General features: G+C 71.1%; 11 protein-coding genes. All 11 read right to left on the bottom strand.

Annotated features, from left to right (window positions below; translation table 11 throughout):
- Nucleotides 1-2,003, bottom strand: a 2,003-nt coding sequence (locus J7E93_RS06835) for a hypothetical protein (protein WP_215066417.1), incomplete at its 3' end; no start/stop codon positions are given.
- The gene (locus tag J7E93_RS06830) at nucleotides 2,000-4,543 is read right to left on the bottom strand and encodes an ATP-binding protein (RefSeq protein ID WP_215066415.1); all 2,544 of its coding nucleotides are present in this window, start codon (nucleotides 4,541-4,543) and stop codon (nucleotides 2,000-2,002) included. The genes J7E93_RS06835 and J7E93_RS06830, both read right to left, overlap by 4 nt.
- A gap of 1 nt (nucleotide 4,544) precedes the next feature.
- The gene (locus J7E93_RS06825; RefSeq protein ID WP_308367947.1) at nucleotides 4,545-5,138 is read right to left on the bottom strand and encodes a hypothetical protein; all 594 of its coding nucleotides are present in this window, start codon (nucleotides 5,136-5,138) and stop codon (nucleotides 4,545-4,547) included.
- Nucleotides 5,135-5,425, bottom strand: coding sequence for a hypothetical protein (locus J7E93_RS06820; RefSeq protein ID WP_215066414.1), 291 nt, complete (start codon nucleotides 5,423-5,425; stop codon nucleotides 5,135-5,137). The genes J7E93_RS06825 and J7E93_RS06820 overlap by 4 nt, the downstream gene beginning before the upstream one ends.
- Before the next feature lie 109 nt (nucleotides 5,426-5,534).
- A complete protein-coding gene (locus tag J7E93_RS06815; RefSeq protein ID WP_215066412.1) occupies nucleotides 5,535-5,912 on the bottom strand; it encodes a hypothetical protein in 378 nt (125 codons plus the stop codon).
- Complete coding sequence (locus tag J7E93_RS06810; protein WP_215066410.1) at nucleotides 5,909-7,093, bottom strand: conjugal transfer protein; 1,185 nt, start codon at nucleotides 7,091-7,093, stop codon at nucleotides 5,909-5,911. The genes J7E93_RS06815 and J7E93_RS06810 overlap by 4 nt, the downstream gene beginning before the upstream one ends.
- The gene (locus J7E93_RS06805; RefSeq protein WP_251066147.1) at nucleotides 7,090-7,413 is read right to left on the bottom strand and encodes a hypothetical protein; all 324 of its coding nucleotides are present in this window, start codon (nucleotides 7,411-7,413) and stop codon (nucleotides 7,090-7,092) included. The genes J7E93_RS06810 and J7E93_RS06805 overlap by 4 nt, the downstream gene beginning before the upstream one ends.
- The gene (locus J7E93_RS06800) at nucleotides 7,410-8,318 is read right to left on the bottom strand and encodes a hypothetical protein (protein WP_215066407.1); all 909 of its coding nucleotides are present in this window, start codon (nucleotides 8,316-8,318) and stop codon (nucleotides 7,410-7,412) included. The genes J7E93_RS06805 and J7E93_RS06800 overlap by 4 nt, the downstream gene beginning before the upstream one ends.
- 481 nt (nucleotides 8,319-8,799) lie before the next feature.
- On the bottom strand, nucleotides 8,800-10,338 hold the full coding sequence (locus J7E93_RS06795) for a DUF2637 domain-containing protein (RefSeq protein WP_215066424.1): 1,539 nt from the start codon (nucleotides 10,336-10,338) through the stop codon (nucleotides 8,800-8,802).
- 193 nt (nucleotides 10,339-10,531) lie between these two features.
- Nucleotides 10,532-11,383, bottom strand: coding sequence for a ParA family protein (locus J7E93_RS06790; RefSeq protein WP_215066405.1), 852 nt, complete (start codon nucleotides 11,381-11,383; stop codon nucleotides 10,532-10,534).
- 12 nt (nucleotides 11,384-11,395) lie between these two features.
- On the bottom strand, nucleotides 11,396-12,556 hold the full coding sequence (locus J7E93_RS06785) for a ParB/RepB/Spo0J family partition protein (protein WP_215066403.1): 1,161 nt from the start codon (nucleotides 12,554-12,556) through the stop codon (nucleotides 11,396-11,398).
- Nucleotides 12,557-12,716: the final 160 nt, after the last annotated feature.

Here is a 12,716-nt window from a genome sequence, read left to right as displayed (position 1 = left end):
CCCTGGGGCGGCTGCGGGCCGTGCGGCGCCGGCGGCGCAGTACCCGGAGCTCCGGGGTTGCCAGGCTGCGGGCCGGGGCCCGGCTGGTTGCCAGGACGGGGCCCGGGGCGGCCGGCGGGCCGTGCCCGGTGCGGCCGGCCGCGGCGGCCGGCGTTGAGGCGGGATGCCAGCACGGTGGCGCCCACGGTCTGCGGCATCGAATAAGCGAGGGCTCCCAGGGGATTGCCCTGGGCGAGCGAGACACCGACCAGCGCGGTCCTGACGGCACCGCGGGCGACCTTGCGGCCGATGTGCCGGTTCTTCGGGACGGTGGCGGTCGCCGGCGGCGTGAAGATGGAGCCGTGCGTGCCGCCGATGCGGGCATTGGACATTTTGGCGCGGAAGTTGGCCGCCACCTGCTTGGAGCGGGCGGCGAGCTTCTTGCGCTTCTTGATCGCGCCGATGCACACGATGTCGACGACGAGGAACCGCAGGCTGAGTTCGCGGCCCCAGTCATCCTGCACGGGGTTGAGGACGGCCTGGATGATCAGGATGAGCACGGCAAGCCCGACAACAGATACGAGCATCTGACCCAGCCTGTGCAGGACGGAGGCTGCCCAGTCCCACAGGAACGCCCGGCCCGCGCCGGGAATGGTTCCGGCGATCAGGGCCGGCTCCCCGCGGACGGCGTCCCAGGCGATGCCGCACTGGGCGACAAGGAAGTTGCCGGCGAGCGCGGTGATCAGAAAGGTGACGATGAAGGCGGCGATCAGGAGAAAGAAGCCGCCGCCCAGCTTGTCGAGCGAGGCCTTCTTCGCCGCGTCGACATCCCCGGGGACGCACTTCTCTTCGAAGCGCTCCATCGGCGGGTCCCCGAAGTGGTCCACAGCCCAGCGCGTGGACATGTCGGTGCCGGTGTTGATGGCGGTGGAGGCTCCGGGCAGTCCCGCCCAGGCGATCGGGCTGAGGTAGTCGGCGTAGGCGCTGTATTTCTTGATCTTGTTGGTGCGGGAGTGGACGGCACGGTCGAACGCGAGCTGCTTGAGGCGGGTGTCGGCGTACTCGGTGGCGCACTCGCCTTCGAAGACGCGGCCGTACTGCAGGAGCATGGCCGGCTTGACGATGAAGGCGTCGGTCAGCGCGTCGGTGAGCGGCCGGGACAGGGTGGCGCCGGTCGCCGGCGTGGTGACGCCGTCGTTCTTCTCCGGGGTGGCCGGGTTGGCGTCCAGGATGACGTCGGCGACCTCCAGCGCCAGGCCGCGGGTGACGGCGATGGCGCCGGTCTCCTCCCCGAGCAGGGCCTGCGGCGGGGACGCCAGCAGCGTGACGGTCAGGGCGGACAGGAGAAGGGACAGGGCCGCGTCGCCCCAGCCGCGGGCCTTGTCGCCGAAGAAGATGCGTGCGACGCAGACGAGGGCGCACACGGCGAGGAACAGCGTCGGCAGGCCCATTTCCAGAATGACGCGGGTGTGCAGGGAGTTGGCGACTGACAGCACGGGGACGAGCAGCAGCTTGGCCAAGCCGAAGGAGAGCGACCAGGCGATGAGCCAGCAGCAGAACGCGATCACCCACTTGGTGATCATGAAGCAGAGTTCGGTGAGCAGGTTCTGAATGCCCAGGTCCCAGTCGGTCAGGCCGCCGGTGTCCGACTTGACGGTGTAGACGCTGATGGGCAGGCCGTTGGCGTCGGTGACGTTGAAGACGCCCAGCACGCCGCCCTCGTCGGGCAGCAGCTTGCGCAGCCGCTCCTTCTCCGCTTCGAGCATCGCCGCCTGGGCGGACTTGCTCAGCCGCTCGCCCTGCTCTTTGAGAAGCTGCTCGATCTCCGCCATTTCCTCCGGCGTGGGCGTGCGCTGCCCCGGGGCGGCCGGCGTGCTGGGGGTGGGGGTCGGTTCGGCGTACGCGGGCAGGGAGGTGAGCAGGGTGAGGGTAGTGGCGGCGAGGGCCGCGAAGAGCAAGGCCAGGCGCAACCGGGCGGAGTCCAGCGCGCGCAGCCGCATCCGGCAGTTGAGGATCGCGGTCATGCCGCGGCCCGGTAGTCGCTGGGGGTGGTGTGGATGACCCGCGTGATGGCGTCGTCCGGCGGGATGACGACTTTCATGAGGCCGATGCGGCCGGCCAGGTCGCGGTAGAGGCACTCACCGGCGCGGGCGAGCTTTTCTTCGTCGGGCAGGTCGAGCGGGGACAGGCCGGCGGTGACCAGGTCGAGCAGTTCGGCGTCGGTGGCGTCCACGCCGAGGAACTCCAGCCCGCGGGAGGCCAGGGAGCGGGTGGTCTGGCGGAACAGGAGCCGGTGCGGGATCAGGCCGCGGATGATGGCGCCCTTCTCGCTGTCGGCCGGCCCGATGTCGTCCGGGTCGTGCGATCCGACGTAGGCGGCGGCGTTGTGCTTGCGGCCGTCGCGCATGAGCTCCAGGAGCAGTTCCAGGCCCTCGTCGCTGGAGGTGAGCCACCAGCACTCGTCGAAGACGGCGACGCCGAACTCGTTCTTGTGCCGCATGACGGTCTCGCGGGCCACGGCGGCGATCAGGTACATCAGTGAGCGGCCCAGGACCTTCTCGAACTCCAGGCGCTCGATGCGGTGGTCGGAGGCGAGCTCGCTCTTCTTCGGCAGCGCGAGGGAGTTGACGAGGAAGACCACAGAGTCGGCCCGGGCGGTGTCGACGACCGGCAGCGTGTCGTCGAAGACGACTGCGGCGAGGTCCTTGCGCGCGACGGCCTTGAGCTTCCGGCCGAGGTTACGGGCCGGCACGTCGTGCTCGCCGCGGCGGGTGAGCTCGTCCATCAACGCTGCCATGGACGGCTCGGGCCGCTCCAGGACCGCCTGAACGGCCTCGGACAGGGCGACGCCTTCCAGGTCCATCGGCTTCACGCCGAGCAGCAGGGTCAGGAACGACTCGCAGAAGCGTGCCGCGACCTTGGGGCTGTCCTTGACGTACAGGCGCAGCGGATCGAGGGAGACCTCGGCGCTCTGGTCGATGCGGATGACCTGGGTGGTGCCGGGGCAGGCCTGCGCGAACCGCGCCCATTCCTCTTCCTTGGTGCGGTCGACGATGACGGCGCGGCCGCGCGAGCCGGGCTTGCCGGGCCGGTGACCGCGGGCCAGGACGTTGTAGACCGCCGACTTCAGACCCACCGACTTGCCGGCGCCGAGCTCCCCGATGAACGCCATCGACGCGCTCGCGTTCTCGCGGGGACCGCGGGCCGGGTCGACCATGACGGGCCGGGCACCACCTGAGGCGAGCTGCAGACCGAACAGGCCGCCGCGCTCATCCCCGAGCTGGGAGCCGCACCAGGGCATGGCCATCGCGAAGTCGCGGGCGAGCAGGTACTGGGCATATCCGGTCATCACTCGGGGGGTACGGCAGCCTGGCAGCATGGCATGCCAGAGGTTGGCCTGCTCCCCCACCGGCCGGCTGAAGGTGTAGTCGGTGGCGCCGAAATCACTGGCGAGGGCAGCGGCGCGGTCCTGGGCGTCGTCGGCGGTGGCGCCCCACACGGCGAGGGTGACCATGGCGCGGATCTCGACCTCGCGGGCGGAGGCGGTGAGCCGGTCGCGGTACTCGTCGTTGTCGGCCTCGTTCTTCGCCAGCGCAGCAGGCGGCCCGGCCGGGTCGCCCTGGTACTCCGCGGCCTGCGCCTTCAAGTGCCGGGCCCGCTTACGCGTCTTCGCCTCCGCCTTGGAGCCAGGGGTGACGACCAGCCGGGCCGTCCAGTCGACCGGATAGGCCAGATCGTCCAGCTGCTGCAGGTAGGCAGCCCCGGGCAGGGCGAAGGCCTCCGGCATCTCGGACAGAGCGAGCATGGCCTGGTAGGAGTCGCCCCACTCGGAGGAGACCTGCAGGAAGCGGCGCTCAAAGGGATTGCCGGGCACAGTCTTGCGGTCGGTGAAGTCAGTGCCGCCCTCGGCGAGCAGGACCTCCCCGAGCGCGGCGACGGTACGTCCGCGGCCGCGCACGCCCGGCTCGGTGCCGTCGGGAAGGAACGGCTCCGCCAGTCCGCGGCGGGCACTGTGCCCGTAGATCCACAGGATCTCTGCCTCGGTCGCCGGCCGCATCGACACCCCGGTGGGCCACTGGGCGTGCATCCGCTTGGCCTGCTCGGTACGCCGCTCGATCTCGTCCGTGGTGATCGGCGCGGGCATCAGCCCGAGCTGCAGGGCCACTTCGGCCTTGGCCGCGGAGAGGGCGGACAGGGCGGCGTCCTTGCGGGACAGCGGCGGCAGCGGGATCGCGAGCCAGTCCGTGCGGCCGGTGAGCTCCATGGTCTCGAGCTGGTCCAGGACCGCGTGCCCGAGCCGTTCGTAGCGCGGTGACTTCTTCAGGTCGACGTCGGCGACCATGGCGCGGACCACGGCGATCGGGTCGACCTGGGGGCACAGCGACATCAGCATCGGCTCACCGGTGAGGCTCTTGAACAGCGACTCGAGTGCCTTCAGTCGGCGCTTCTTCGCGGTGGCCGGCGCGTGGGAGTAGTTGGCGGCGGCCACGCGCCAGATCGCCCAGGTGGTGCCGTGGGTGGTGAAGACGAGGTTGTTGGCGACGTGCCGGATCGGCAGGCGCATCTCAATCCTCCTTCTCGGCGGTTGTGGTGCGGCGGGCCAGCAGGGCCTGCACGCCGGATGCCACGGGGGTGCCTGTAGCGGCATCGGTGGCGGATCGGGTGGCGGGTGCGGTAGCGGCGGGCATGCGCCGCACCGTGGGAGCGGCGGGGGCCGGGGGCTCGCCGGAGGCGGCGAGGGTGACGCGGGCGTCAGCGCGGGTAGGGCGGGCGGGCCGGAAGGGCCGGCCGTGCAGCCGGCCCCACTTGGGGCCGGTCAGCATCGTCACGACGCTGACCAGAGCAGCTGCCGGGTTACGGCCGTCGATGTGCAGGTGCCGCAGCGCGAACGCGGCCGCGAACGGCAGGCCGAGCAGCAACACCGCATCGAAGACGCCGTGTCCGCCCCACACCCTGCGGGTGAGGATGAGCACCACGAAGGTGCCCACGATCGCGGCGAGTTGAGTGAGCGTGTACGGGCCGCCCGGCAGACGGATCCCGCGGCCGCCGTTGACGTCGCGGATGACACCGTGGACCAGCGGAGCGCGGCGGGCCTTGGTGTAGCAGCGTCCGATCAGCTCGCCGTCGGCCTCGGCGGCGTCGACCAGGTTGGTGGTCACTGGTCACCCGGCCCGGTGAGCGTGCCGCCTCCGCCGTCGTACTGGGTGATGTCCTCGGTCGTCTTGTCCTTGAGCGTGTCCATGTTCGCGGAGCCGCCCCAGACGATCGCCGCGAAGATCACGGCCATGATCGTCGGCCCAGGCGCCTTCGTCTTGACGCCGACGATGACGACGAAGGCGCCGCAGAGCACGGGGATGGCGACGTTGAAGATCAGGTCCTTGATGTCGTTGCCGAGCCCGGTGCCGGTCTGGATCCAGCCGGCGGCGAGGGTAACGGTGTCGTGCACAGGTCTTCTCCTTGTCAGGGCGTGGGGGTGGGGGCCGTGCCGAAGGCACACAGCTGCACAGCCGGGGCGGCGATGACCACGCCGTGACGGCCACCGGCTCGGGCAGTGGTCATCGGGCTTTCCTCCGCAGATGCACGGCCAAAGTGATGCCGACTGCGACCGGTACGAGCAGCAGCGCCCGTCCCGGAGTGATTCCGGCGTGGCCGCCGGTCACAGGCTGGGCGGCCCGTGTGCCGCTCTTCCGGCAGTAGTCGCCGGCCGGGCCCACGATCAGGTCGCAGGCGTCGCTGCCCTCGGCGCGAGACGGGGCTGGCTGCGTGCGGGAGGGATCGCTGGCGGCGAAGGCGTGTCCGGTTTCGGGCCACCAGGCATGCGGCACGCCGGTGAATGACAGGAGCAGGGTGCCGATGGCGGCGGCCCAGACGGTGAACCAGGCCAGGGCGCCTGTCACGCGCTGGGTCATGGGGCGGGCGAAAGTGTGACTCACAGCTGGCTCCCCGGGGTGGCGGCTGTCTTGGTTCGGTCGGCGGAGGCGGGCTCGGGGGTGGCGGGTGTGGGGTTGAGCGTGGACGGCGGGGCGCTGACTCCGGTGGCGGGTGTTGCCGGGCGTGCGGGAGCGGGGGCGCCGTCGAGGCTGGCGATCTCCCACCGGCCGCCCCGGGTCTTGAGAGCGAGGGCGTAGGTGAGCGGGAGGCGGACCTCGTCGTGGCCGGTGGCGCGCAGCGCGACCAGGAGCCGAAGCGTGGTGCCGTCGCCGGGCACGGTGGTCACCGGCTCGGTGCCCTTCTCGCCCTCGATGGCGAGGCTGTCGACGGCGACGCCGGTGTAGGGCGCGGGGGCGATGGCGGTGAGCTTCGTGCCGGGGGCCAGGTAGCGGTCGAGCTCACCGGCGCCGGTGAGGTAGGCGGTCAAGAACTCGGTGACCGCCTGCGTACGCGGATCCGTCGGCAGGGCCGGCCGCATGGGCCCGTAGACGAGCGCGGGGGCCTTGATCTGCTCAGGGGCGGCGACTTCGGCCGGCATCGCCAGCGCGGTGTATCCGCTCGCACCGCCGGCCGTGGGCGCGGTGGCGACGGGCACCTGGAAGTACCGCACGGCCCGGGCCGCGGCGGCCTTCGCATCGCCCTTGCCGTCGGGCCGATCGCCGTCCGACGGCTTGGCCGGAGCCTTGGTGTCGGTGATCCGGGCGGCCACCGTGACCGACCAGACGCCTGGGTCGGTCTGCCGCAGCCGTACGACGGTGAGCTGCTCACCGCGCCGCCGGCCCGAATCGCCCTCCAGGCGCAGGCCCGTGGCGTCCGGGTAGTAGGCAGCGAGCTTGGCCTGGTCGCCCTCTCCCGCCTCGATGTAGGCGGCGACGAAGAGCTGGGCTAGGCCGGCCGCGCCCTGAGCCCCGGTCGCGGCCGGCGCGGTGGGAGCCGGCTTCTTCTGTGACGCGCCGGCCTGCGCCGGCGCCGACAGGTACGCGAACGCGCCGAGCAGCGGGCCGAGGATGAGCAGCCCCCAGGCCGTCCAGCGGATCGCGGCCGACATGTTCGCCTGGGCGCCGGTCGACCAGCCGGCCACGTCCTGCGGCCCCTCGTCGATGTCCCAGTCCTGCGGCTCGACTTCATCGCGCCGTGCGGCAGCGCCTTTCGGGGGGCGGCGGGTCCATACACCGTTCCTCATGCCGCACCCCCGGCGGGAAGCAGGTTGTGGCCGACGAGCTCGGCGACCCGGCGCCGCAGTTCGGCCTCGGGGCGCTGCTGCAGCGCCTGCAGGGAGGCCAGGACGTCGTCGGCGTCGTCGGCGAGGAAGGCCCGAAGCTGGTCGTGGGTGCGGGTGTCGAAGGGCTGGGAGACCAGGGCGGCGCCCAGCTGGATGAGCAGACGCTGGGCGCGGGTGACGCGCTCCTCGTCGGCGTCCAGCGGCGCCTTGGTGGTCTGGGGCATGCGGAACTCCTGTCGTGGCAGCGGGCGGACGATGGCCGGAGAGGAAGTCGGGGTCATGCCGCGCACCTCAGCTGGAGCGCGGCCGTGAGGCGGACCACGGCCCGCGAGCGCCGGCGCTGCCAGGCGCCGGCCGTGGTGCCGGCGCGGGCGGCGGCCTCGGTGTCCGGGACGGCGGCGGTGTAGTGCCAGGCGATGGCGCGACCGTCTGCGGGCGAGAGGGCGCCGGCGTCCATCGCGTCCAGAACCAGCTCGAGCAGCTCCAGGCGGGCGCTCGTTGCCTCGGCCTCACAGGCCGGCCCGGCGGGGGTCAGGCCGGCGGCCGCGGCAGCGGCGCGAACCACGGCGGCCTCGGCCATCCGGGCCGGGCCCGGGGAGCGGTCGGGCAGGTCCTCAGCGGCGGCCAGGTCCTCGGCGCGCGCTTCGCAGTCGGCGGCCAGCTCGGCGCAGACGTAACGGAGCGTGTCCAGGGCGAGGTTGGCGGCGGGCCGGCCGGGCCGGGTGTGGATCCGGCCGGAGCGCGCCACCTCGAAGAGAGCGGCCACCGTCATGTGACCGATGTCGTCGAAGGACCGGCCGCCGAAGGGGCGGACCTGGCCGCGGGTGATGCGGACGGCGGCCGGGATCATCGCCTGGACGACGATGCGGGCGGCGAGGGTGGCCGATCGGTCACGGCCGGCCGCGCGGCGCAGCAGGGCGCGGAGCACGGCATCGGTCAGCTCGTCGGTCAGGTGACCGTCGCCGGGACGGAGCGCGGCAAGCAGCGGGGCCGGGCCGAGGGTGTGCACCCAGGCATCGGTCACGTCGTCGGTCACGGCGGCGACGTCGTCGGCCAGCCGATCGGCCACCAGCCAGTCGGCCACGGCGGCCTGGACGGCGGCGTCTGCGCACAGCGCTACCCACTCCGCATCCAGGCGGTGAAAGATCCCGCCGGTGGTGGGGGCGGGGTGCTGTACGTCGAGCACGGCACGTCTCCTTTCGGATCTCGTGCCGTGAACTCTCCTCAAGCCGGCTTGCCCGAAGGCTTGCCCAGCTCACTAAAAGAGCAGATGGCAGGCTTGCCCATGGGCCGGGCAAGCCTCTGGTGGCCGATTGGGCAAGCCCTTCGGGGTGGTGGGCAAGCCTGTGGTGACCGGTCGATGCAACTCTGGGCAAGCCCTCCGGGGTGGTGGGCAAGCCTGGTTCCCCGGGCGGCGGGTGAGGGCTCGGGAGGGGTGGATCCGTCACGGCAAGGCGTGGCCGATGGGCGGCGGATCGGTCATGGCCGATGGCCGACGAGGGCGTGACCAGTCATCGGCGCCGGGCTGGTCGGCGGCCACGGGCGGGGCGCCGGCCATCGGTCACGACCACTGGCCACACGCCGACCGGTCATGGCCGGCGGGCCCCGGACATGGCGGTGGCCGATGACCGGCCACGGTCATCGGCCACTGAGGGAAGGGGAGTCAGTCAGCTCCGGACGGACCGGAGGTGTGCGCGGCCCTGCTGCCGGCGCTGTTCGGCCAGATACTCGGCGGCCTTGTCGAGACGTCGCTGGCCGGTCCGCGGCGACAGGCCGAGGCGCCGGGCGACTTCGGCGCCGGAGAGCTTCCCCTCGACTTCCTCCGCCTCAATGAGCCACTCGGCGACGGTCACAATCTGTTGCTGGACCGGGTCCAGTTCCGGCTCGTCGGTCTGCTGCTCGGGCAGCCGCGCAGTCGCCGCTCCTGCATCGGTGACGGTGGACTCCCAGACGGTCGGCTCACCGGAAGGCTCCGCCGACCGGGCGGAGGGAAGCTCCAGTGACGTCTGCTCCGGCACTCCCCCGCCGGCCCGGTGCTCGCCGGCCACGGCGGCGGTCGGCGCCGCTACCGGCTCACTCACGTACGGCTCGTCGACCATCGGGGGCGCCGGTGCGGTCAAGGGCTGTGGCGTGGACGGCTCGAAGAACGGGTGGGGCTCGGCGACGGCCTGGCGCTCGACCAAGTCGTCCCGGCCGGGGAGGACGCCGACGTCGTCGGCCACGGCCGGCCGGTCATCGGTCAGATGTGGCGTGGCCGGCCAGCGATCGGTCACCGGCTCCGCTGCGGCCTGGCCGGCGTCCACGATGTCCTGCGGCGCGGCCGCCGGCTCGGTCTCCGGCAGCTGCTCCTCGACCTTGCTCACCTTGTGCCTGGCAGCTTCTCTCTGGCCGGCGTCCAGCGCCCGCTGGTGCTCGCCGGCCGCAGGCTCGGCCGCTACCTGGCCGTCGGCGCGCTCCATCGTCACCGCGGCGCTCAGGTCCAGGCCGGCCTCTTCCAGGACGTGAGGGGCGGTTTCGGCGAGCGGCACACCGTACCGGGCGAGTCGCAGCGGCATGAGCGCTTCCACCGGCGCCTTGCGACGCCAGCGACGCCCGTACTGGGCCTGCAGCTGCGCCTCGTAGACGAGCCGGTGCTGCTCCAGCCTCACTGCCTGCTCGTAGGAGCGGATCTCCCACAGCTTCATGCGCCGCCACAGCAGGAAGGTGGGCAGCGGAGAGAGCAGCCAGCGGGTGAGTCGCACGCCCTCCATGTGCTTGTCGGCGGTGATGTCGGCGATCCGGCCCACCGCGTGGCGGGCGGCCTCCACGGCCACCACGAACAGGACCGGGATGACGGCGTGCATACCAACGCCGAGCGGGTCAGGCCAGGACGCGGCACCGTTGAACGCGATCGTCGCCGCGGTCAACAGCCAGGCGGTCTGCCGCAGCAGCGGGAACGGGATCCGCAACCATGTCAGCAGCAGGTCCAGGGCGAGCAGGACGCAGATACCAGCGTCGATGCCGATAGGGAAGACCAGTGAGAAGTCACCGAACCCCTTCTGCACGGCGAGCTCACGCACCGCGGCGTACGAGCCGGCAAACCCGATCGCGGCAATGATGACCGCGCCGGCGACCACCACGGAGATCAGGACGCGGTGCGCCCGGGTGAGTACCGGCTTCGTCGTCTTCGCGGTCACGTGCTGCCGCCCCTCCCGTATCTGCTTCATCGCCTGAGCGGCTTTCACACTCTCACGCTCCGCTGACGGTTGGCCCGATTCGCGAGCGGTGCAGGCCTGATCGTCAACGAAAAGTGATCACTGGAGGGGGCGTGACGGCGATCTCGGCCGTCTTTACGCCGTAAAGAACCCAGGCCCGCGGCGAGGGCCGCGAGCCTGGGCAGAGGTCTCTACGTCGTAGCTGTCAGCGGTACAGCTTCATCTGGCGGCCGATCTTCGTGTAGGCAACCGCCGCATCGCACTTGGCGTTGTAGAGGGTCACCGGTTGCCCAGCCGTGTACGCCTCGGGCACCTTCACGTCGTCGCGGACGGTCGGCTTCACGACAAGGTCTCCGTAGGCCTCGCGCACCTGATTTTCTATGTCGGCATACACCTTTCCCTGCGAGTTGTTGGTGACTCCGTCACCGATGACGACCCAGTCGATGCCGTCGCGCATGCCGATGTGCCCGTAGGCCGCGTGAACCTCGGTGATCTTGTCCTCAAGCTCGGTGAGGCCCCGGGCTTCCTTCTCTTGCGACTTGGTGCAGCCGACGATCTCGTCCCCGGCGATGAGGGCCCCTATCGTCGCCAGCTTCACGTCACCGGGGCAGTCGACACCAACGATGTCGAAGCGGCCCCGCAGCTGCGGCAGTAGCCGGAACAGCCACAGCTCACGGGCCGTCTGGCCGGCCAGCTTGTACTCGAGGGACTCCAGCTTCTTGGACTCCAGCACGACCCACAGGTTCTTAATGGGCTCGCCGGTCTTGCTGTTGCGCGCCGGCACCACCGCCTCGTCGAGCGTGCACACATCGTCGATGACGTCGTAGAGGGTGGGCAGTTCCTCGTCCCCGTCGGGGTCGTCGTAGCCGAGCAGGCGCGAGACGTCCCGCTGCTTGTCCATGCCGAGGATGCACACCTTCTTGCCGCGTGACGCGGCCGCGTAGCCGAGCGCGGCCGCGGCTGTTGTCTTCCCCGAGCCGGCGGAGCCGTTGGTGAAGGTCAGGACGCGGGTCTTGCGGCCGGTGTCCTCTGGCAGGGCAAAGGGGTCAGTAGTCACGGCGTCTCCGGTCTATGCCGTCGCGGCGGGTACGGCATCATCGGCCGGCTGGTAGTCGGCGTACGTCTCCAGCCATTCCACAAATGCGCGGGCGTGGGCGGTGTCGCTGCCGTTGGTACGGGTCATGTAGAGCTCGCAGTGGGCAAGCGCCAGGGCAAGCGCCGCCTGATGCTGCTCCGCACTGCCGTCCTCTCCCGCCAGGGCTGACAGATGAAGGCTCGTGGCGCTGCCGCCTGCCTCCGCAACCCAGTGAGAAGCCAGCGCGACAGCTTCGTCAGGGGAGACCGGCGACTGGAGGGCGATGATGAACACCCGGGTGGGGTCACCTTCGTTCGCCCCGACAGCCAGAGCGCACGCTTCTCGGCGTGCCTTGGCTTCGGCGTCCAGCTCGGTCTTCCCAGCGCCTGAACCACCCTGGGCGGGCACCTTCTTCCGTGCCTTCTTGCCCTTGTCCTGCTTCATCGCCTTGGGATCGGCGGCGCGCTCGGCAGCCAGCCGGCGCTCGTCCTCCCAGGCCTTCAGTTGCCACTCCCGGTCCTTGATCTTCCCGAGCTCGCGGGCCAGCTCGATGGTCATGCCGTCGGCCCGGGCCTCCAGGGCCTCACGCACTTCCGGCTGCAGGTTGTGGAGTCGGCGGCGCTGGGAGACCCAGCCGGCGGACTTGCCGAGCTGCTGGGCGACGGCGTCGTAGGTGCCGAGGACCTCCTTCAGCTCTTCGATAGTGGCGAGCTCTTCGAGCGGCTTCAGCTCTTCACGGGCGAGATTTTCGGTTGCCGCGGCGATGAGGATGTCCCGGCGGGTCTGCGCCTTGGTGTTGACCAGGATCGGCAACTTCGCAAGGCCGGCATGGCGTGCTGCGGCGAGGCGGCGGTTGCCGCCGATGACGACATAGCGGGCCGTGGCGATGTCGTCATCGTGCTCGGGGAACGCCGCGCGGAAGGTGGCTGCGGGAATCACGGCGCAGGACTGCAGCACGCCGACGGTCGCGTAAGTGTCCGCCAGGCCTTCGATCTCTTCTAGGGCCGCGCGGGCATTGCGCGGGTTGTGGGCGAGCTCGGTGATCGCGATCTCACCGTTGCCGGCGGCGCCGCCATTGGCAGCGGCCTGACGCTCGGCTTCCTTCTGCCTTCGTCGCTCCGCTACGGAGAGTCCGTCGTTCTGCGCGCCGGCCATTCGCCGCTCCTGGGGGGTGGTGCTGGTGTGTGTCTCGGGCTGGAGCTTAACGACCGTGACGCCACCTGGACGCACACACCCCGCTCTTTACGCCGTAAAGATGCCTCACGGGCTCGGCGTCCACTTCGCGGGTCGAGAAGCAGCGAAGGCCCCCCGCTCG

It is taken from the genome of Streptomyces sp. ISL-36 (genome assembly GCF_018614205.1).
Lineage (GTDB): Bacteria > Actinomycetota > Actinomycetes > Streptomycetales > Streptomycetaceae > Streptomyces.
The sequence above is the reverse complement of the archived record's forward strand: the minus strand, read 5'-3'. Positions and strand labels throughout refer to the sequence as shown.